19 protein-coding genes are annotated in these 19,040 nt (G+C 69.7%); 5 read left to right on the forward strand and 14 right to left on the reverse strand.

The genetic code is table 11. The features are described 5' to 3' along the window. Window positions 1–27 precede the first annotated feature (27 nt). Window positions 28–864, reverse strand: a complete 837-nt coding sequence (gene panC, locus ASE31_RS12070; RefSeq protein ID WP_057201874.1) for a pantoate--beta-alanine ligase — start codon at window positions 862–864, stop codon at window positions 28–30. A gap of 61 nt (window positions 865–925) precedes the next feature. Then, window positions 926–1,804, reverse strand: coding sequence for a 3-methyl-2-oxobutanoate hydroxymethyltransferase (gene panB, locus ASE31_RS12075; RefSeq protein ID WP_057201875.1), 879 nt, complete (start codon window positions 1,802–1,804; stop codon window positions 926–928). 98 nt (window positions 1,805–1,902) lie between these two features. Between panB and nadC the strand changes: the two genes are divergently transcribed. From nadC to ASE31_RS12095, 4 genes are all read left to right on the forward strand, one after another. After that, the gene (nadC, locus tag ASE31_RS12080) at window positions 1,903–2,775 is read left to right on the forward strand and encodes a carboxylating nicotinate-nucleotide diphosphorylase (protein WP_057201876.1); all 873 of its coding nucleotides are present in this window, start codon (window positions 1,903–1,905) and stop codon (window positions 2,773–2,775) included. Then, window positions 2,772–3,914: a quinolinate synthase NadA gene (gene nadA / locus ASE31_RS12085; protein WP_057201877.1), complete on the forward strand. Its 1,143-nt coding sequence runs from the start codon at window positions 2,772–2,774 to the stop codon at window positions 3,912–3,914. The genes nadC and nadA overlap by 4 nt, the downstream gene beginning before the upstream one ends. A gap of 10 nt (window positions 3,915–3,924) precedes the next feature. Beyond that, window positions 3,925–5,751 (forward strand): chorismate-binding protein, encoded by a 1,827-nt coding sequence (locus ASE31_RS12090; protein ID WP_057201878.1) that lies wholly within the window; start codon window positions 3,925–3,927, stop codon window positions 5,749–5,751. Between the two features lie 261 nt (window positions 5,752–6,012). Then, entirely contained in the window at window positions 6,013–7,071 is a 1,059-nt protein-coding gene (locus tag ASE31_RS12095; RefSeq protein WP_057202504.1) for a porin, read from the forward strand. 187 nt (window positions 7,072–7,258) lie between these two features. On the opposite strand, the gene ASE31_RS12100 is transcribed toward ASE31_RS12095, so the two are convergent. From ASE31_RS12100 to ASE31_RS12120, 5 genes are all read right to left on the reverse strand, one after another. Further along, window positions 7,259–7,618, reverse strand: coding sequence for a 5-carboxymethyl-2-hydroxymuconate Delta-isomerase (locus ASE31_RS12100; RefSeq protein ID WP_057201879.1), 360 nt, complete (start codon window positions 7,616–7,618; stop codon window positions 7,259–7,261). Window positions 7,619–7,707: 89 nt separating this feature from the next. Continuing rightward, window positions 7,708–8,640, reverse strand: a complete 933-nt coding sequence (locus ASE31_RS12105) for an alpha/beta fold hydrolase (protein ID WP_057201880.1) — start codon at window positions 8,638–8,640, stop codon at window positions 7,708–7,710. After that, a complete protein-coding gene (locus ASE31_RS12110; RefSeq protein ID WP_057201881.1) occupies window positions 8,628–9,023 on the reverse strand; it encodes an MAPEG family protein in 396 nt (131 codons plus the stop codon). The genes ASE31_RS12105 and ASE31_RS12110 overlap by 13 nt, the downstream gene beginning before the upstream one ends. A gap of 117 nt (window positions 9,024–9,140) precedes the next feature. Continuing rightward, window positions 9,141–10,916 carry a hybrid sensor histidine kinase/response regulator gene (locus ASE31_RS12115; RefSeq protein WP_057201882.1) on the reverse strand — a complete coding sequence of 592 codons (1,776 nt, stop codon included), beginning with the start codon at window positions 10,914–10,916 and terminating at the stop codon, window positions 9,141–9,143. Further along, complete coding sequence (locus tag ASE31_RS12120; RefSeq protein ID WP_057201883.1) at window positions 10,917–11,531, reverse strand: response regulator transcription factor; 615 nt, start codon at window positions 11,529–11,531, stop codon at window positions 10,917–10,919. Window positions 11,532–11,812: 281 nt separating this feature from the next. On the opposite strand from ASE31_RS12120, the gene ASE31_RS12125 reads away from it, so the two are divergent. Next, the gene (locus ASE31_RS12125; RefSeq protein ID WP_057201884.1) at window positions 11,813–12,568 is read left to right on the forward strand and encodes a carbonic anhydrase; all 756 of its coding nucleotides are present in this window, start codon (window positions 11,813–11,815) and stop codon (window positions 12,566–12,568) included. A 144-nt stretch (window positions 12,569–12,712) separates the two neighbouring features. Here the strand turns inward: ASE31_RS12125 and bioF are convergent, their stop codons facing one another. The 7 genes from bioF to nadB all read right to left on the reverse strand — a co-directional run bounded on the left by bioF (window position 12,713) and on the right by nadB (window position 19,019). Further along, window positions 12,713–13,942: an 8-amino-7-oxononanoate synthase gene (gene bioF, locus ASE31_RS12130; RefSeq protein ID WP_057201885.1), complete on the reverse strand. Its 1,230-nt coding sequence runs from the start codon at window positions 13,940–13,942 to the stop codon at window positions 12,713–12,715. Next, window positions 13,939–14,610 carry a dethiobiotin synthase gene (gene bioD, locus ASE31_RS12135; RefSeq protein WP_057201886.1) on the reverse strand — a complete coding sequence of 224 codons (672 nt, stop codon included), beginning with the start codon at window positions 14,608–14,610 and terminating at the stop codon, window positions 13,939–13,941. Before bioD ends, bioF begins: the two co-directional genes overlap by 4 nt. Further along, window positions 14,610–15,953: an adenosylmethionine--8-amino-7-oxononanoate transaminase gene (gene bioA / locus ASE31_RS12140; RefSeq protein ID WP_057202507.1), complete on the reverse strand. Its 1,344-nt coding sequence runs from the start codon at window positions 15,951–15,953 to the stop codon at window positions 14,610–14,612. The genes bioD and bioA overlap by 1 nt, the downstream gene beginning before the upstream one ends. A 5-nt stretch (window positions 15,954–15,958) precedes the next feature. Then, on the reverse strand, window positions 15,959–16,339 hold the full coding sequence (gene panD / locus ASE31_RS12145; protein WP_057201887.1) for an aspartate 1-decarboxylase: 381 nt from the start codon (window positions 16,337–16,339) through the stop codon (window positions 15,959–15,961). A 68-nt stretch (window positions 16,340–16,407) separates the two neighbouring features. Continuing rightward, a complete protein-coding gene (locus tag ASE31_RS12150; RefSeq protein ID WP_057201888.1) occupies window positions 16,408–16,782 on the reverse strand; it encodes a 6-carboxytetrahydropterin synthase in 375 nt (124 codons plus the stop codon). A 2-nt stretch (window positions 16,783–16,784) separates the two neighbouring features. After that, window positions 16,785–17,423, reverse strand: a complete 639-nt coding sequence (queE, locus tag ASE31_RS12155; RefSeq protein WP_057201889.1) for a 7-carboxy-7-deazaguanine synthase — start codon at window positions 17,421–17,423, stop codon at window positions 16,785–16,787. Window positions 17,424–17,429: 6 nt separating this feature from the next. Further along, window positions 17,430–19,019, reverse strand: coding sequence for an L-aspartate oxidase (gene nadB, locus ASE31_RS12160; protein ID WP_057201890.1), 1,590 nt, complete (start codon window positions 19,017–19,019; stop codon window positions 17,430–17,432). Window positions 19,020–19,040: the final 21 nt, after the last annotated feature.

The raw sequence follows: 19,040 nt of genomic DNA on the forward strand, positions 1-19,040 counted from the left end.
TCAACCAGGCATGCTGCCCAAATCAAATCAAAACTCCCAGTTATCAATCAACCTTGTACTCCCCAGCCTCGCAGCCCCCAGCACCACCAACTCCCCCACCCCATCCGCAGCCGAAGCCACCCCCAGATCCGCCCTCCGGCGCACCGTCAGATAGTCCGGCTGCCACCCCCGCGCCCGCAACCCATCCATCGCCTGCTGCTCCCACTCCACCCCAGGCTGCTGCCCCCAGCGCAAAGCCAACTGGCGCAAGGCCTGCGACAAGGCCACCGCCTCCTGCCGCTCCTGCAGGCTGAGGTAGCCATTGCGCGAACTCAGGGCCAGGCCGTCGGGCGCGCGGCAGGTCTCGCCGGCGACCACGGTGATGGGCAGTGCGAACTGGCGCACCATCTGGCGGATCACCATCAACTGCTGGTAGTCCTTCTTGCCGAACACCGCCGTGCCGCCGCTCTGGCCCAGCACGCAGGCGAACAGCTTCATCACCACCGTGGCCACGCCCGTGAAGAAGCCGGGGCGAAAGTGCCCTTCGAGCATGTCGGCCAGGGCCGGGTCGGGGTGCACCTTGAAGGTCTGCGCCTGCGGGTACAGGTCCCCCTCGCGCGGGGCGAAGAGCAGGTTGCAGCCGGCGGCCTGCAGGCGGTTGCAGTCGGCCTCCCAGGTGCGTGGGTAGCTGTCGAAATCCTCGTGCGGCAAGAACTGCAGGCGGTTCACGAAGATGCTGGCCACAGTGACGTCGCCCAGGGGCAGCGCCTGCTCCACCAGCGCGATGTGGCCGTCGTGCAGGTTGCCCATGGTGGGCACGAAGGCCGGGCGGCGGTAGGGCGCCAGGGCCTGGCGCAGGTCGTCGATGGTGTGGGCAATCAGCATGGCGAATCAGCAAGCAAGAAAGAAGAAAGAAAAGAGCAAGGGGAAAAGCGTGTACGCCCGGCTACCAGGCATGCAGGGCGTTGTCGGGAAAACGCCCCTCTTTGACGGCCAGTACATAGGCCTCGATGGCGCCGCGCACGCTGCCGGCGTCCTGCATGAAGTTGTGGACGAACTTCGGGTTCTTGCCCAGGTTCATGCCCAGCATGTCGTGCAACACCAGCACCTGGCCGGCCGTGCCGTTGCCTGCGCCGATGCCGATCGTGTGGCAGCGCAGCAACTCGGCCGTGAGGTCGGCGGCCAGCACGGCGGGCACCATCTCCAGCACCAGCATGGCGGCGCCGGCGTCCTGCAGCTCGTGCGCGTGCTTGCGCAAGGTGCGCGCTGCGTCGTCGCTGCGCCCCTGCACGCGGTAGCCGCCCAGGGCGTGCACCGTCTGGGGAGTCAGGCCGAGGTGCGCGCAGACCGGTACGCCGCGCTGCACCAGGAATTCCACCGTGGGCGCGGTCCACCCGCCGCCTTCGAGCTTGACCATGTGCGCGCCCGCCTGCATCAGCACGCAGGCGCTGCGCAAGGCCTGCTCGCGGCTCTCGGCATAGGTGCCGTATGGCAGGTCGGCTACCAGCCAGGCTGTGCCCTGCACCCGGTGCAGGCCGCGCGCCACGCTGGCCGTGTGGTAGGCCATGGCCTCCAGCGTCACGCCCACGGTGCTGGGCAGCCCCTGGCAGATCATGCCCAGCGAATCGCCGACGAGGATGCACTCCACGCCTGCGGCATCGGCCACCGCCGCAAAGGTGGCGTCGTAGGCGGTAAGCATGCACATCTTTTCGCCCGCATCCCGCATCTGCGCCAGGCGCGGCAGGCTCATGGGGCGGCGCTGGGGAAGGGGCGAGGCTGGCGGCAGCGTGCCGTAGGGGGTGGCAGAAGGCGTTGGATCGGTCATGGGGCTCCCCTGGACAAAATTGCGCGAGTGTAGGGGGTATGCAGTCGGGACAGCGGTGTCCCAAACCCCGGTCCCGGAAGCCGCTATGCTCGCGCCCCATGACCCATCCCAGCGACGATGAAAAAAGTGCCGAAGTGGCCGCCCTGGCCCGTGCCGACGTGGCCCGCGCCTTGGCAGAAGACGTGGGCAGCGGTGACCTGACCGCCGGCCTGATCGACCCTGCGCGCCGCGCCTGTGCGCGCATCCTGGCGCGCGAGGCCGCCGTGATCTGCGGCACGCCCTGGGTCGAAGCGGCCCTGCGTGCCCTGGATCCGGATGTACAGCTCACCTGGCAGGTTGCCGAGGGCCAGCGCTGCGCGCCCGACCAGGTGGTGCTGGAGATGGAGGGCAGCGCCCGCGCGCTGCTCAGCGCCGAGCGCACGGCGCTCAACTTTTTGCAGCTGCTCTCGGCCGTGGCCACCAAGACGGCCACCTATGCCGACGTGGTCGCCGGCACCCGTGCGCGCATCGTGGACACGCGCAAGACCCTGCCCGGCCTGCGCCTGGCGCAGAAGTACGCCGTGCGCGTGGGCGGCGGCACCAACCACCGCATCGGCCTGCACGATGCCGTGCTGATCAAGGAAAACCACATTGCCGCGGCCGGCGGCGTCACCGCCGTGCTGCGCGCCGCGCAGCAGCAGGTGGGAGCGCGGGCCGCCTTCATCGAGATCGAGGTCGAGACGCTGTCGCAGCTGACCGAGGCGCTCGACGCGGGCGCCACCATGGTGCTGCTCGACAACATGCCCCTGCCCCTGCTGCGCGAAGCCGTGCGCGCCAATGCCGGCCGCGCAATCCTCGAGATCTCGGGCGGCGTCACGCTCGATGGCCTGCGCGAACTGGCCGAGACCGGCGTGGACCGCATCTCCATCGGCACGCTGACCAAGGACGTGAAGGCCACCGATTTTTCGATGCGGCTGCAGGAACTGTCATGAGCAACACGGCCACGCTGAACCGCATCGACGTCGAATACGACCAGCCCCTGGACGTGCTGGAAGAAGGTGGTGGTTCTGTCTGCTCCACCAAACACGCCTGGGCCCGCGTGCCACCCGAGCCCTCGCAGGCCGAGCGCGCCGCGCTCAAGGACCGCATCCGCAGCCTGCTCCGGGAAAAGAACGCGGTCATGGTCTCGCACTACTACGTGCACCCCGATCTGCAGGACCTGGCCGAGGAAACCGGTGGCCTGGTCAGCGATTCGCTGGAGATGGCGCGCTTCGGCCGCGACCATGCGGCGCAGACCCTGGTGGTCTCGGGCGTGCGCTTCATGGGCGAGACGGCGAAGATCCTCTCGCCCGAGAAGACCGTGCTCATGCCCGACCTCGATGCCACCTGCTCACTCGACCTGGGCTGTCCGGTCGAAGAATTCAGTGCCTTTTGCGACGCCTACCCGGACCGCACCGTGGTGGTGTATGCCAACACCAGCGCGGCCGTGAAAGCGCGCGCCGACTGGCTCGTGACGTCGAGCTGCGCGCTCGAGATCGTCGGCACGCTCAAGGCGGCGGGCCACAAGATTCTGTGGGCGCCCGATCGCCACCTGGGCGCCTACATCCAGCGCGAGACCGGCGCCGACATGCTGTTCTGGAACGGTGCCTGCATCGTGCACGACGAGTTCAAAGCCTTCGAGCTGGAGGCGCTCAAGCGCGAGCATCCCCAGGCCAAGGTGCTGGTGCACCCCGAAAGCCCTGCCGACGTGGTGGCGCTGGCCGATGCCGTGGGCTCCACCTCGGCCATCCTCAAGGCCGCGCGCGAGATGGATGCGCGCGAGTTCATCGTCGCCACCGACAACGGCATGATGCACAAGCTGCGCGCCCTCAACCCCGGCAAGACCTTTTACGAAGCCCCCACCGCCGGCAACAGCGCCACCTGCAAGAGCTGCGCGCACTGCCCCTGGATGGCGATGAACGGCCTGGCCGATGTAGCGCGGGTGCTGGAGACGGGCGCCAATGCCGTGCATGTGGACCCCGCGCTGATCCCGCGCGCCCGCCAGCCCATCGACCGCATGCTGGCCTTCACGGCCGCGCTCAAAAGCGGCCATCCCGCCGCGGGGCTGGTGCCGCACCTGGGCGCGGCCTGATCCTGCAAACATGGCTGCCCCGGGGAACCGGGCGGCGAGATTCCTTCCTGTGACCACCGTTCATTCCCGCATCGATTTCACCCAGCCGCAAGGGCCCGGCGCCCCGCGCCTGCGCCACGCCTTCGGCCCGCCGCGCGAGGTACTGGTGGCCCATGCGCTGAACGAGGTGCGCGGCGTGCTCGATGCGGTGCACGCCGCCGCACAGGGTGGGGCCTGGTGCTTGGGCTATGTACGCTACGAGGCTGCGGCGGCCTTTGACACCGCCCTGCAGACCCACACGGCGCAGGGCCCGTTGGCTTGGTTTTCGGTGCACGATGAAGCCCTGCCCTGGCCGGATGGACCACAGCCTGACGCAAGCGCCGAAGTGACATGGGCCGATGGCCTGCCGCGTGCCGACTTCGATGCCTCGCTGGCCCGCATCCACCAGGCCATCCGCGATGGCGAGGTCTACCAGGTCAACTACACCGCACCCCTGCAGGGCCGTGCGCAGGGCAGCGCCCAGGCGCTGTTCGAGGCGCTGCACCGCACCCAGCCCGAGGGCTACTGCGCGCACATCGACGCGGGCGACACCCAGGTGCTGTCGGTCTCGCCCGAGCTGTTCTTCGACTGGACCACCGATGCGGCGGGCGGCGACATCCTTGCTCGCCCGATGAAGGGCACGGCCCCGCGTGGCGCCACGCCCGACGCCGATGCCGCCCAGGCCGAGTACCTGCGCACGGCGCCCAAGGAACGGGCCGAGAACGTGATGGTCGTGGACCTGCTGCGCAACGATATCTCGCGCATCGCGCAGCCGCACAGCGTGCGCGTGCCCCGGCTGTTCCACACCCAGGCCCTGCCCACCGTGTGGCAGATGACGTCCGACGTGCAGGCCCGCACGCGCGCCGGCACCACGCTGGCCGATGTGTTTGCCGCACTGTTCCCCTGCGGCTCGGTCACGGGCGCGCCCAAGGTGCGTGCCATGCAGCTGATCCGCGATCTGGAGCCCGCGCCGCGCGGCGTGTACTGCGGCGCCGTGGGCGTGGTGCGCCCGCACGGGCCACCGGGCCAGGGCGGCGTGGCCGCGACCTTCAACGTGCCCATCCGCACCGTGGTGCTGCAGGCGCGCGATGGCACGGTGCAGGCCACCTGCGGCATCGGCAGCGGCATCACCTCGGGTGCCGAGGCCGAGGCCGAATGGCATGAATGGCGCCACAAGCGCGCCTTCGTGGAGCGCGCTAGCGCTCCGTTCGACCTGCTCGAAACCCTGGCGCTCGATGCCGGACAGTTGCGCCACCTCGGCGACCACCTGGCGCGCATGGCGGCGGCGGCCACGCACTTCGGCACTCCGTGGGATGCCGACCGGGTGCAGGCCTGTCTGCAGGCCCTGGCCGCACCGCACGCCAACGGCGCATGGCGCGTGCGCCTGCTGCTGGGCAGCGATGGCGCGCCCCGGGCCGAAGCCTTTGCGCTGCAGCCCACGCAGGCGCCCGTGCGCCTGCAACTCGCCGGCCGTGCCTTCGACGAGGCCGACAGCGAATTCGTGCGCCACAAGACCACGCGCCGCGCGCACTACGCGGCGTTTGCGCCCACCGCGCCCGGCGTGTTCGATACGGTGCTGTGGAACCGTGCCGGCGAGATCACCGAGGGCACCTTCGGCAACATCGCCCTGCGGCTCGATGGCCGCTGGGTCACGCCGCCGCTGGCCTGCGGCCTGCTGCCTGGCGTGGGGCGTGCTGTGGCCCTGCGCGAGGGCCGCGTGGCAGAGGCCGTGGTGCGGCTCGACGACCTGCCGCGTGTCGATGGCTGGGCCTTCATCAACAGCCTGCGCGGCTGGCTGGCCGCGCAATTGGTGGCCTGAGCCGCAGGGCTGCACGCGCTTGCGTGCACTGTGCACTCGCCTTCGCGCTCGGGCGCTTGCCTGTGCGTATACACCAGGCTGCGAGGGGGTCGCTATGCATGCTTATTTTCCGCACTGGCATGCAAGGGTTTACCCCAGCACTGTCACACAGCTTTTTTCTAATGAGCCCAGCGCCCCACCATGGGGTGCCGACCGGTAAGACGCCTGCCCTGCGGCATGCCCATGTCCCGGTGATCTGCCCATTTCGAAGAAGTGAACTCCATGAAACTCAAGCTCCTTGCCCTCGCGGCCCTGACCCTTGCCGCCGGCGCCCATGCACAGTCCAGCGTCACCCTCTTTGGCGTGGTCGACGCCTCGGTGGTCCACATGTCCAGCAACACCAACAGCGTCACCGGCCTGTCCAGCGGCGGTCAGTCCAGCAGCCGCCTGGGCTTTCGCGGCGTGGAAGACCTCGGTGGTGGTCTGAAGGCCGGCTTCTGGTTGGAGGGTGGCCTGGCCGCCGACAACGGCACCGCCGCCGGATTCCGCTTCGACCGCCGTTCCACCGTGAGCATTTCGGGCGGCTTCGGTGAAGTGCGCCTGGGCCGCGACAAGTCGCCCGCCTACCTGAACATCGAGACCTTCGATCCTTTCGGCGATTCCGGCGTGGGCGGCAACAACGGCGCCAACATGGTGGGCAGCGCCACCTCGGCCGCCGGCACGCCCGAAGGCAGTGCCCCCAAGCGCACCAGCAACGGCCTGAACTACCTGCTGCCCGAACTGGGCGGCTTCTACGGCCAGCTGCAGTACGCCCTGGGCGAGCAGCTGTCGAACCAGGTCAACGACCGCATGGGCAACTCGCTGGCCCTGCGCGCTGGCTACGCCAACGGCCCCCTGAACGTGGCCGTGGCCTTCGGCGAGACACGCGGCGGCGCCGCCACTGCCAACTCGGTCGACTACAAGGCCAGCAACGTGGGCGTGTCCTACAGCTTCGGCGTGGTCAAGCCCATGGCCTTGTTCGCCACCGAGCGCGGCGCCGGCCGCCGTGTGGACATGTTCACCCTGGGCGCCACGGTGCCGCTGGGCGTGGGTGAGCTGCGTGCCTCGTACGTCAACTTCAAGCGCAAGGACGTGAACAACGCCGACTCGCAGAAGTTCGCCATCGGCTACGGGCACAACCTGTCCAAGCGCACGCAGCTGTACGCCACCGTGGCGCGCATCAGCAACGACGGCGCCGCAACGCGCGGTCTGGCCGTGTCCTCCTCGTCGCTCGGCAGCCCGACGATCGGCGCCGGCAACGACGTGACCGGCTACGAGTTCGGCGTTCGCCACACGTTCTGATGGCGGACGGGCCAGGGCACCTGTTGCAGCGGGTGCCCTGGCCTTGAGGCCGTGCTGTGCGCCTTCCACCTGGTGGGGATGCGAGGGGGGCGCAGCACGGACTTTCCTGCGTTACAGCAATGACAAAGCCGCCCAGGGCAGTGCCCGGGGCGGCTTTGTCATTGGGGACTGCCTGCCAGGCAGATTCTTACAGCTTTTCCTTGGCGTACGAGCCGCGGTCCATGTCCACGATCTCCACGCTCAGCTGCACCAGCACGCCCTGCGGCTTTGGGGTGAGTTCGCGCAGCACGCCGGCGATCAGGTCCGACAGCTCCTTCTTGGCCTCGGGCGTGCGGCCCGAGAGCACGCGCAGCTGCGCGTGCACGAAGGCGCGCTGCGCCGGGGCGGTGCCGATCTCGAAACTGTCGGCCACCACGAAGCGGGTCTTGAGGTCCAGCTCGTCCAGCACCTGGGGGTGGGCGCACAGCGCGGCATTGAGCGCGGTCAGCGCTTCGGCCTCGGGGTAGTGCGGCAGGTTGCCGGAGTACTCGACGATGAGATGGGGCATGGCGGTTCCACGAAAAATCGGTGCACCCGGCAGAGGGCCGGTGCGGTGGGCGAAGACGCCACGGGGTGCGCGGCGCAGGGCCCGCCAGTTTATCGGCTTATCGGGGTGGTGCCGACGTTGGCCTGTGCCGCCTGCGTCGGCGCGTCGATGGACTGCACGAAGCCGTGCAGCGCCCGCAGCATGGCCATCGGGGCCTCGATCTGCGGCCAGTGGCCGATGCCATCGAGCGCGACCACGTCCGCATGGGGGACCACCTCGCGGTAGCGCTGTGCCATGTGGGCGCCCGAGTTGGGGTCGGCGCTGCCGTTGACGAGGCGCACCGGCACCGCCCCGGCTACCAGCGGTGCCACCAGGCGATCGCGCAGGGCCATGCGCTCGATGTAGAAGCGCCCCACCTGGTGCGAGATGCGCCGCCCGTTGCCGTGGTTGACCAGAGCCCAGAAATCGTCGAGCAGCCCGGCCGTGGGCTGCGTGCGCGCGCCGAACAGGCCTGCCACCGTGCGCTCGAATGCTCGCTGCGGAATGCGCGGGCCGATCCACCGCCCCAGTGGGGACGACAGCAGGTGCTGTATGGGGCGCGGCGCATACGCTTCGGGGCACACGCCGCCGTTGAGCAACAGCAGCGATTCGATGCGGCACCCCTCCCTTGGCCGCTCCACCCGGCGTGCCAGCATCTCCTGCGCAATGCTCACGCCCAGGTCGTGGGCGACGATGTGGCAGCGGTGCACGCCCCGTTGCGCGAGCAGGGCATCGAGCAGATCGGCATGGTCCTGTATACGGTAGGCGTGCGCCACCGGTTTGTCCGAAAAGCCCATGCCCAGCAGGTCAGGGGCGATCACGCGGTAGCGTGCCGCCAGGGCATTCCACACGCCGTGCCAGTCGTAGGAGCTCGTGGGGTAGCCATGCACCAGCAGCAAGGTGCTGCCCTGGCCGGCCTCGGCAACGAAGAGGCGCTGGCCGCGCACGGTGGCGAACTGGCCGTGGTCATGCCAGCGCTGCAGGGAGGGGGTCAACTGGTCCATGCCGCTCGCACCAGGAGCAGGGTGGCCGCCAACTGGCACAGCAGCGTGAGCGCATGGGCCGCCTGGCGCCAGGGCAGGCGGCGGCCCAGGGCGGCCATGCAATAGAGGAGACGGGCCAAGACAAAGGTGGTGCAGACCGCTGCCAGCGCGGTGGCGGCTGTGCCATCGGCCTGTGCCAGCGCCAGCACGAGCAGGCCGAACAGCAGCGACTGCTCCAGCGTGTTGCCGTGCGTGCGCACCGCCACGGCCAGGTCCTGGTGCCCGCCATCGCCCCAGGTCTGGCGGTGGCGCATGCGCAGGCGCGAGACATGCAAGGACAGGGTCGTGAGCAGCAGGGCCAGGGTGGCCAGCGTGGCCGCCGCAATGGTGAAAAGTGGAGGCATGTTCAGGAAGGGGGCGAACCGGATGAAGGAATCCCGCCAAGCTTAGAAAACCCGTGGCCTGTTGCCAATAGCACCAAAGGGCAGGTCGGGTGGCTGCTTTGCCCACCCATGCCGCGTTCAGACGGGCGGTTGGCTTTGCAGAAAGGCGCGCAGTTTCATGGGCGCAATCGGCTTGGGCAGCAGCGGCAGGCCAGCCGCTGCGGCACGGGCCTGCAGCTCGGGTGTCGCCTCGGCGGTGACCAGCAGGGCCGGCACGGCACGGCCGATGGCGCTGCGCAGGGCGGCGACCGCCTCAGGGCCCTGCACGCCGTGTGGCAGGTGCCAGTCGACCACCAGGGCGTCTGGCAGCGTCTGCCCTGGCCATGGCTGCATCGCCTCCTGCAGGCTGGCCGCTGCGATGACTTCGCAGCCCCAGCCCTGCAAGACCTCGGTCAGCGCGAGCCGCGAGCCGGCATCGTCTTCCAGTACCAGCACCCGCTGCGCCGGTGGCCCTGGCTGCGGCGTCGCTTTTTCTTCCACTGTGGTGGTGGTGACGGCGGCGCCTGCGACACGGGGCTCCGGCGCGGCCAGCGGCAGGCACAGCGCAAAGCGGCTGCCCTGGCCCGGTTGCGATTGCACGGTGAGTTCCAGCCCCAGCAAGTTGCACAGGCGCCGGGCGGTTGCCAGCCCCAGGCCCAGCCCTTGGCTGCGGTCGCGCTCCGGATGGCCGATCTGGTAGTGCTCGTCAAAGATGCGCGGCAGCTCGGCGGCATCGATGCCCACGCCCGAGTCGTGCACGCAGACCTCCACCATGGCGCCCTGCTCGCGGGCGTCCAGCCGCACAAAGCCTGCCGGCGTATAGCGGACGGCGTTGGCGACCAGGTTGGACAGCACGCGCGCCAGCAGCGCGCGGTCGCCCTCCACATGGGCGGTGGTGGGCTCCACCGTGAACGCCAGGCCCTTGGCCTGGGCCTGCACGCCGAAGGTGCCGGCCATTTCGTCGAGCAGTGCCTGCAGCGCAAAGCGCGTGGGGCGGGGCGTGATGGAGCGGGCGTCCAGGCGCGACAGCTCCAGCAGCCCTTCCACCAGCGAGCCCATGCTCTCGGCGCATTCCATGAGGGTGGCCGCGAGGTATTCCACCCGGTCGCGCGATGCGGGCTGCTGCAGCGTGTACGCCAGCAACTGCATGGCATTGAGCGGCTGGCGCAGGTCATGGCCCACGGCGGCAAGGAACTGCGCCTTGGAGGCGTGGGCCGCCTCGGCTTCCTGGCGTGCCAGCCGCGTGGCTTCGTTCTCGCGCTGCAGTGCGGCAATCAGCGCCTGCCGTTCGCGCTGCTGGGCGGCGGCCTGCGCGATGGTGCGCGCCTGGGCCCGGCCGGCGTGCCAGACGTACAGTGCCATCAGCACCGACGCCAGCGCCAGCAGGGTGTGCAGCGGTTCTCCCACCAGCAGGTCGCGCGCGGCCAGCGGGCCGAACACACCGATCGCATAGGCGCCCAGTGCGGGCAGGTGGTGTGCCAGGTGGGCCACGCTGCCCAGCACCACGGAGGCCAGGCCTATGTGCAGGGCCATCTCGGCCACCAGGTTGGCGGGCGCCCACAGCACCCAGCTGCCGACGCCCCAGGCCAGGGCCTGCGCCAGTGCGCTTACCACCACCCAGCGCGCCCAGCAGGCAGCGCGCGTGCCGGGTGCGGCAGCGCGGCGGCGGTAGGCCATGCCCAGGCCTATGCGCAGGCAGCGCACGGCCGCAAACGCCGCCAGCCACAGGGCGATGGCGGTGGCCGGCACATCGCGCCAGAACAGCACGCTCAGGAAGAAGGCCTCCACCACCCCCACCAGTGCCGACAGGGGCGCTCCCCGGTACAGGGTGTCCAGGGCCTGTGCGTCGGGCGGGGCGCTGGGCGCTGCAGCCATCTACAGCAGCCCTTTTTCGCGCGCCGCCACCACCAGGTGCGTGCGGTTGCGCGCCTGCAGCGCACCGAGCAGTGCCGTGACGTGCAGCTTGACGGTGCGCTCGGCGATGCCCAGCGCCTGGGCGATGCGCTTGTTGGGCTGGCCCTGGGCCACCAGCAGCAGCACTTCCATCTGCCGGGCCGTGGGGCCTGCCAGGTCGCTAGGCAAGTCGCCTGGCACTGCCGCAGGCTGCGTGTCGAATGCCATGCCACCTGCTGCGACGGTGCCCAGGGCGGCGGCCATGGCCTGCACGGACTGCGACTTGCCGAGAAAGCCGCTGGCGCCCGCACCACGCGCCGCCGCCTGCAGGGCCGGGTCTTCATCCCCCGAGATCAGCACCCGCGCCACCAGCGGGAACTGCCGGGCAAAAAGCGCCAGGCCCTGCAGCCCCGTGTGGGCCCCCAGGCGCTGGTCGAGCAGCACGATGTCCAGCCCCGGCTGGCCGGCGGCAGCCCGCAGACCTTCCTCCAGCGTGCAGGCCGTGTCCACGCGCGCGCCCGGCCAGGCATGGGCCAGCGCATGGGCAAAGCCGACGCAGAACAGGGGGTGGTCGTCCACCAGCAGGAGTTGGGGCATGGTGCGGATTGTGTGGCAAGCCAGTCCCGCCGGAGCCGCCCCGTATGCTTGACTTGGGTCAAGGGGCTCTCGCCCCCAGGGGCCGCAGACAGGGCGTTGGTGTACAGAATCGCGGCAGTCTGGGGTGGTCCCCAGGCTGGCAGCGCACGCCTCTTTGCGTTGTTGATCCACTTCTTCCGACTGCCTGTCCCCGCCACCCCTGAACGATGCCGGATGCGCGTGCGCGCATGTTTTTTGCTGGGGCAGCAGCGGTATCCACAACTCTCGTCTTCAATATAACCATGACACAACAGAAATTGATCCGACGCGTGACCTTTGCCTGCCTGGCGCTGTGTGCCACCCTGGCGAATGCCCAGGGCCCGCACGCGCATTGGGAGTACAAGGGCAAGCATGGCGCCGCCCATTGGGGCGCGCTGGAAGAGGGCTTCGAAGCCTGCGCCCGCGGCACGGCCCAGAGCCCTGTCGACATCCGCAAGACGGTCAAGGAGGCCTTGCCGGCGCTCGACTTCCAGTACGCATCCGGGGCACCCACCCTGGTCAACAACGGCCACACGGTGCAGGTCAACGTGCCGGCCGGCAGCAAGCTGGTGGTGGGCGGCCGGGCGCTGGAGCTGCTGCAGTTCCACTTCCATACGCCCAGCGAGGAGGCCGTGGGCGGCAAGCGCGCCGCGATGGTCGCCCACTTCGTGCACAAGGCCGAGGACGGCGGCCTGGGCGTGGTGGCCGTGCTGATCCAGCCGGGCAAGAAGAACCAGGCCTGGGAGCCCATCTTCGCGCACCTGCCGCGCGTAGGCGAGCAGGTCACGGTCGATGGCCTGGCGCTGCATCCCGCCGCCCTGCTGCCGGAAAAGCACGGTTACTACAGCTTCGAAGGTTCGCTGACCACGCCACCCTGCTCCGAAGGCGTGCAGTGGATGGTGCTCAAGGAGCCCGTCAAGCTAAGCGCGCAGCAGATCAAGTCGTTCCGCCGGGTCTACAGCGCCAATGCACGGCCGCTGCAACCGCTGCATGGGCGCGTGGTCAAAGAGAGCACCTGATTTGAAAGGAAGATCCGTGCAGCCACTGGCTGCACGGACTCATACGGATTTGCCTTCAACCGTATAACGTCGTTGGTTCGCCTTGCCGTGCTACAGCACTGTCTGCGGCTCCCGCCTAGTTATACGATCGAATGCAAATCCGTATCAAGCCACGGCGGGTGCGCGCGCCGCGTACCGGTGCAATGCCTGCAGCAGTTGGTCGACGTCCTCGGCCGTGTGTGCTGACGACAGCGCAATGCGCAACCGCGCCGTCCCCACCGGCACCGTCGGCGGCCGGATCGCGGGGACCCACAGGCCCTCTGCCCGCAGGCTCTCCATCACTGCCAGCGCGGCCTCGTTGCTGCCGATCACCAGCGCCTGCACGGCGGTGTGCGATGGCAGCAGGCGCCAGCCCAGTGCGTCAGGCAGGGCTGCAAGCCCGGCGCGCAGTTGCGCGATCCGGGCGTCAAGCTGCTGGCGCCGGTCGTCCGCAGCCGCGATCAGCTCCAGGCTCTTGCGCAGTGCACTGGCCAGCAGCGGTGGGGCGGCGGTGGCGAAGATGTAGGTGCGCGTCTTTTGCAGCAGCCATTCGATGAGCGCGCCATCGCCCGCCACGAAGGCACCCGCCACCCCGGCGGCCTTGCCCAGCGTGGCCATGTAGAGCACCCGGCGCGATGCGGTGGCACCCGTGAGGCCTGCCTCGGCGAGGCTGCCACGCCCCTGGGGGCCCAGCACGCCAAAGCCATGGGCGTCGTCCAGCAGCAGCAGGGCATCGAAGCGTTCGCACAGGGCCAGCAGGGCCGGGATATCGATGAGGTCGCCGTCCATGCTGAACACGGCATCGCTGACCACGAGTTTGCGCCGTGCGGGGCTGGCCGCCAGGGCCGCCTCCAGTGCTACCAAGTCGGCATGCGGGTAGCGGTGGATGGTGGCGCGCGACAGGCGCGCACCGTCGATCAGGCAGGCGTGGTTGAGTGCGTCGGAGAACAGCGCATCGCCATTGCCCACCAGCGCCGGGATGATGCCGGTGTTGGTGGCATAGCCGGCGTAGAAGTACAGGGCCCGGGGCAACTGCACGAAGGCCGCCAGTTCCTGCTCCAGCGCATCGTTGGCGGCGCTGTGCCCGCTGACCAGGGGCGAGCCGCCCGAGCCCACGCCAAAGGCATGGGTGGCTTCGCGTGCAGCCGCCGCCAGCGCCGGGTGGCTGGCCAGGCCCAGGTAGTCGTTGCTGCAGAAGGCCAGCATGGGCTGCCCGTCCACCAGCAGGTGGGCGCCGCCTGCAGGCTGCACCACGCGGCGGCGGCGCAGCAGATGGGCGTGCTCGATGTCGGCCAGCCGTGCCGGGATCTCGTCGAGCCAGGAGGGTGGGGAAGAGTGAGCCAAAGGGGTCGTCATAGCCAGTGGGCAGGCAGTTCGAAGACCAGGCCGCGCGCTTCCGGCAAGGTCTGGTACGGTACGTCGGCCAGCAGGGGAGCTCCCAGGCGCGCACCCAGGTAGGCCTTGTTTTCCTCCACGGCTTGCATCGCGGGGTCTACCTGGTTGGCCACCCAGCCGGCCAGCGTGAGGCCGCGCGCGCGGATGGCCTCGGCCGTCAGCAGTGCATGGTTCAGGCAGCCCAGGCGCAGGCCCACCACCAGCACCACGGGCAGGGCCAGGGCCAGGGCCAGGTCGGCGCCGGTCGTGGTGTCCGACAGCGGCACGTGAAAGCCGCCCGCACCTTCCACCACCACCGCGTCGGCCTGGGCCGCCAGTGCCTGGTAGCAGTGCACGATGGCGGCGATGTCGATCTGCACACCGGCGCGGGCCGCCGCGATGTGGGGCGAGAGCGGGTCGGGCAGCAGCACCGGGTTGTCCAGCGCGGCCGGCACCGCCACGGTCGATGCGGCGCGCAGCGCAATCGCGTCTTCGCTGGCCCAGTCGCCGCCCCAGGGCACGACGCCGGCCGCCACCGGCTTCATGCCGACCACGCGGCGGTGGTGCGGCGCCAGCGCATGCAGCAGGCCGGCGGACACCAGCGTCTTGCCCACGCCGGTGTCGGTACCGGTCACAAAACATCCAATCATCAACAGGTTTCCTCTTGCAGGGTGGCGTTCAGCGCGTCGAGCGCGCCGCTGGCCAGGCAGTCAACCGCCTCGCCGTCGAGCACATAGGGGGGCATGGCATACAGCGTGTTGCCGATGGGGCGCAGCACCAGGCCGCCGGCCATGGCGTGCTGGTGGTAGCGGCGCGAAAAATCGGGCAGGGTGGTGGCGATGTCCCAGGCCCAGACCATGCCCAGGCGGCGCGCATGGCGCACGCGCGGGTGCTGGGTGAGGGGCGCGCACGCCGCGTCGATGCGCTGCGCCAGCGCCACGTTGGCGTTCAGCGCATCCAGTTGTTCGAACAGCTCCAGCGTGGCCAGGGCTGCGCGGCAGGCCAGGGGGTTCCCGGTGTACGAGTGCGAGTGCAGAAAGCCACGCGCCACCTCGTCGGCATAGAACGCCTGGTACACCATGTCCGTGGTCAGTACCGCCGACAGCGGCAGGGTGCCACCCGTGAGGCCCTTGGACAGGCAGATGAAGTCGGGCCGGATGCCCGCCTGCTGGTGCGCGAACATGCTGCCCGTGCGGCCAAAGCCCGTGGCGATCTCGTCCACCACCAGGTGCACCTCGTAGCGGTCGCACAGCGCGCGCGCCAGGCGCAGGTACTCCGAGTCGTGCATGGCCATGCCGGCCGCGCACTGCACCAGGGGCTCCACGATCAGCGCGGCGGTGTCGGCATGGTGTTCGGCCAGCCAGGCGTCAAGGGCGGCGGCGCTGCGCCGCGCCACGTCCTCGGGCGTTTCTGTGGGCGTGGCCTGGCGCGCATCGGGGCTGGGCACGGTGGCGGCCAGGCGCACCAGCGGGGCGTAGGCCTCGCGGAACAGCGCGATGTCGGTCACGGCCAGCGCGCCCACGGTCTCGCCGTGGTAGCCACCAGCCAGGCCCACGAAGCGGCTCTTGCCCGGGCGGCCCGTGTTGCGCCAGTAGTGGGCGCTCATCTTGAGCGAGATCTCGGTGGCGGCCGCGCCATCGCTGCCGTAAAAGGCGTGGCCCAGGCCCGTGAGCACACCCAGGCGCTCCGACAGCTCGACCACCGGCGCATGGGTGAAACCTGCCAGCATCACATGGTCGAGCCGCTCCATCTGGTCGGCGAGGGCGGCCTTGATGTGCGGGTGGCTGTGGCCGAACAGGTTGACCCACCAGGAGCTGATGCCATCAAGGTAGCGCCGGCCATCGGTGCCGTACAGCCAGGGGCCTTGCGCGCGGGCAATGGCCACGGGCGGCTGGGCCTCGTGCCGCTTCATCTGCGTGCAGGGGTGCCAGACATGGGCCAGGCTGCGGGCGACCAGGCCCTCGCCAGCGGTGGTTGGTGCAGTGGCCGCCATGGTGCTCACAGCGCCTGCGTGGGCACCGCGTGGCGCAGTGCGGTCTGGCGGTTGCGCTCGTCCACAAACACCAGTTGCGGCGCGTGGCTGGCCACCTGGTCCTCGTGCACCTGGGCAAAGGCGGCAATGATGATGAGGTCGCCCTGGCTGGCGCGGCGTGCGGCCGAGCCGTTCACCGAGATCATGCCGCTGCCGCGCTGGCCCTTGATGGCATAGGTGACGAAGCGCTCACCGTTGTTGATGTTCCAGATGTGGATCTGCTCGTTCTCGGCGATGTTGGCGGCGTCGAGCAGGTCTTCGTCGATGGCGCACGAGCCCTCGTAGTGTAGCTCGCACTGGGTGACAGCCACGCGGTGGATCTTGGATTTGAGCAGGGTGCGGAACATCGGGCTTCCTCGGATTGAAGTCAGGGAGGTGTGGCGGGGGGGCTGCCATGCAGGCGGGGAGCGGGGGCTCAGTGCGCGGCGAAGTCGAGCGCGCAGCTGTCGCCCAGCGCCTCGCGCCACACGCGCACGCGGCTCACGCGCGGGCGCAGTTCGGCTGGCAGGGCCTGCGCGATGAACAGGCACAGGTTCTCGAGCGTGGGGATGCCCAGTCCGGGCACCTCGTCGAGCATGTGGTGGTCGAGCTGCTCGCGCACCACCTCCAGCCCCCGGCGCAGCAGGCCGAGGTCCAGCACCATGCCGGTAGCGGGGTCGCGCGGGCCGCTGAGCGAAACCTCGGCGTGGTAGGTGTGGCCGTGGATGCGGCGGCTGCCTTCGGCCTCGATCTCGCGGCGCAGGGTGTGGGCCGCGTCGAAGAAGAAGCGCTGGGAAATGGTGAACTGCATAGCTATCGGATGCCGCTGATCTTGTGGGTCTGCAGGCTCAGCCGCCAGGCGGGCTGTTCCATGCAGGTGGCAATACAGAGGTCGATGTGGGCGGCCTGGTTGGGGCCATCCATGGGCTGTAGGAAGCGGTGGGCGAACTGCCCCGTCTGCCCGATGGCCGCAAGGTCCATCCCGGCCTGGGGCCAGACCAGCTTGAGCTCCTGGCCCTGCTGCTGCACCCAGGGCGCACCGGCCTTGGGGCTCACGCACAGCCAGTCGATGCCCGGCGGCGCGGCCACCGTGCCATTGGTCTCCACGGCAATGCGGAACTGCCGTGCGTGCAGGGCGTCGATCAGGGCCGCATCGACCTGCAGCAGCGGCTCGCCACCCGTGAGCACCACCAGGCGGTGATCGGCATCGTGGGCCGGCCACTGGGCCGCAATGCGTTCCGCCAGGGCATCGGCCGTGGTGAACTTGCCGCCCAGGGTGCCGTCGGTGCCCACGAAGTCGGTGTCGCAGAAGCGGCAGATGGCGCTGGCGCGGTCGGCCTCGCGGCCACTCCAGAGGTTGCAGCCCGCAAAGCGGCAGAACACGGCGGGCATGCCTGCCTGCCCGCCTTCGCCCTGCAGGGTGTAGAAGATTTCCTTGACGCTGTAGGTCATACCTTGTCAGGCCACTGGGGGCACGAGGATGGTGGGCGCGGCCGGGGCGGCCAGCTCGGGGTAGTCGCGGCTGAAGTGCAGGCCCCGGCTCTCGCGGCGCATTTGCGCGCTGCGCACGATGAGCTCGGCCACCTGCACCAGGTTGCGCAGCTCCAGCAGGTCGCGCGTGACGTGGAAGTGCGAGTAGAACTCGTGGATCTCGCCCTGCAGCAGCGCGATGCGGTGGGCCGCGCGTTCGAGCCGCTTGTTGGTGCGCACGATGCCCACGTAGTCCCACATGAAGCGGCGCAGCTCGTCCCAGTTGTGCGAGATGACCACGCATTCGTCGGCATCGGTCACGCGGCTGTCGTCCCACTGGGGCAGCTTGGGCAACTCCACGGCCGGTGCTGCGGCGATGGCCTGGGCGGCCGCTCGCGCGAACACCATGCACTCCACCAGCGAGTTGCTGGCCAGCCGGTTGGCGCCGTGCAGGCCCGTGCAGGCCGTCTCGCCGATGGCGAACAGGCCGGGCAGGTCGGTGCGGCCTGCCAGGTCGGTGAGCACGCCGCCGCAGGTGTAGTGGGCGGCCGGCACCACGGGGATGGGCTCCTTGGTGATGTCGATGCCCAGTTCTGCACAGCGCGCGAGGATGTTGGGGAAATGCTCCTGCAAAAACGCCGGGCTCTGGTGCGAGATATCGAGGTGCACGCAATCGAGGCCGCGCTTCTTCATCTCGTAGTCGATGGCGCGGGCCACCACGTCGCGCGGCGCCAGTTCGGCGCGCTCGTCGTGCTGCGGCATGAAGCGCGTGCCGCCGGCCGATGCAGGCAGCTTGAGCAGGCCACCCTCGCCGCGCACGGCCTCGGTGATCAGAAACGACTTGGCGTGCGGGTGGTACAGGCAGGTCGGGTGGAACTGGATGAACTCCAGGTTCGCCACGCGGCAGCCCGCGCGCCAGGCGGCCGCGATGCCGTCGCCCGTGGCCGTGTCGGGGTTGGTGGTGTACAGGTAGACCTTGCCCGCGCCGCCCGTGGCCAGGATGGTCTGGGGTGCGCGGAAGGTGAGGACCTCGTCGGTGGCTTCGTCCAGTGCGTACAGGCCCAGACAGCGGTCGGAGCCCTTGGCACCCAGCTTGCGTGCCGTGATCAGGTCCACCAGCGTGTGCTGCTCGAACAGCGTGATGCCCGGCGTGGCGCGCACCACGTCGATCAGCGTGCGCTGCACCGCCGCACCGGTGGCGTCGGTGGAATGCACGATGCGCCGCGCACTGTGGCCGCCCTCGCGCGTGAGGTGCAAGGCGCCGTCTTCCAGCGAAAAGGGCACGCCCAGTTGCTGCAGCCAGGCAATCGCATCGGGCGCGTTCTCCACCACGAAGCGGGTGGCGGCCAGGTCGCACAGGCCGGCCCCGGCCACCAGGGTGTCTTCCACATGCGCGCCAAAGCTGTCCCCGTCGGCCAGCACGGCCGCAATGCCGCCCTGGGCCCAGGCGCTGGCACCATCGTGCAACTGGCGCTTGGTGATCACCGCCACGCGGTGCGTGGGCGCCAGGTGCAGCGCGGCCGAAAGCCCGGCGAGGCCGCTGCCTACGATGAGAACGTCGAAGTCGTGAGATGCCATGGCTTGCTGGGATGGAGAGGT

It is taken from the genome of Acidovorax sp. Root217, assembly GCF_001428645.1.
In the GTDB taxonomy this organism is placed as follows: Bacteria; Pseudomonadota; Gammaproteobacteria; order Burkholderiales; family Burkholderiaceae_C; genus Acidovorax.

Excerpts from the sequence above, each read along its gene's own strand:
- ASE31_RS12120 (WP_057201883.1), bottom strand. The coding sequence starts at position 11,531 with ATGCCCCAACTCCTGCTGGTGGACGACCACCCCCTGTTCTGCGTCGGC.
- ASE31_RS12105 (WP_057201880.1), bottom strand. The coding sequence starts at position 8,640 with ATGGACCAGTTGACCCCCTCCCTGCAGCGCTGGCATGACCACGGCCAG.
- ASE31_RS12150 (WP_057201888.1), bottom strand. The coding sequence starts at position 16,782 with ATGCAGTTCACCATTTCCCAGCGCTTCTTCTTCGACGCGGCCCACACC.
- ASE31_RS12095 (WP_057202504.1), top strand. The coding sequence starts at position 6,013 with ATGAAACTCAAGCTCCTTGCCCTCGCGGCCCTGACCCTTGCCGCCGGC.
- nadB (WP_057201890.1), bottom strand. The coding sequence starts at position 19,019 with ATGGCATCTCACGACTTCGACGTTCTCATCGTAGGCAGCGGCCTCGCC.
- queE (WP_057201889.1), bottom strand. The coding sequence starts at position 17,423 with ATGACCTACAGCGTCAAGGAAATCTTCTACACCCTGCAGGGCGAAGGC.
- ASE31_RS12125 (WP_057201884.1), top strand. The coding sequence starts at position 11,813 with ATGACACAACAGAAATTGATCCGACGCGTGACCTTTGCCTGCCTGGCG.
- panD (WP_057201887.1), bottom strand. The coding sequence starts at position 16,339 with ATGTTCCGCACCCTGCTCAAATCCAAGATCCACCGCGTGGCTGTCACC.
- nadA (WP_057201877.1), top strand. The coding sequence starts at position 2,772 with ATGAGCAACACGGCCACGCTGAACCGCATCGACGTCGAATACGACCAG.
- bioD (WP_057201886.1), bottom strand. The coding sequence starts at position 14,610 with ATGATTGGATGTTTTGTGACCGGTACCGACACCGGCGTGGGCAAGACG.
- ASE31_RS12115 (WP_057201882.1), bottom strand. The coding sequence starts at position 10,916 with ATGGCTGCAGCGCCCAGCGCCCCGCCCGACGCACAGGCCCTGGACACC.
- nadC (WP_057201876.1), top strand. The coding sequence starts at position 1,903 with ATGACCCATCCCAGCGACGATGAAAAAAGTGCCGAAGTGGCCGCCCTG.
- bioF (WP_057201885.1), bottom strand. The coding sequence starts at position 13,942 with ATGACGACCCCTTTGGCTCACTCTTCCCCACCCTCCTGGCTCGACGAG.
- ASE31_RS12100 (WP_057201879.1), bottom strand. The coding sequence starts at position 7,618 with ATGCCCCATCTCATCGTCGAGTACTCCGGCAACCTGCCGCACTACCCC.
- ASE31_RS12090 (WP_057201878.1), top strand. The coding sequence starts at position 3,925 with ATGGCTGCCCCGGGGAACCGGGCGGCGAGATTCCTTCCTGTGACCACC.
- panB (WP_057201875.1), bottom strand. The coding sequence starts at position 1,804 with ATGACCGATCCAACGCCTTCTGCCACCCCCTACGGCACGCTGCCGCCA.
- bioA (WP_057202507.1), bottom strand. The coding sequence starts at position 15,953 with ATGGCGGCCACTGCACCAACCACCGCTGGCGAGGGCCTGGTCGCCCGC.
- ASE31_RS12110 (WP_057201881.1), bottom strand. The coding sequence starts at position 9,023 with ATGCCTCCACTTTTCACCATTGCGGCGGCCACGCTGGCCACCCTGGCC.
- panC (WP_057201874.1), bottom strand. The coding sequence starts at position 864 with ATGCTGATTGCCCACACCATCGACGACCTGCGCCAGGCCCTGGCGCCC.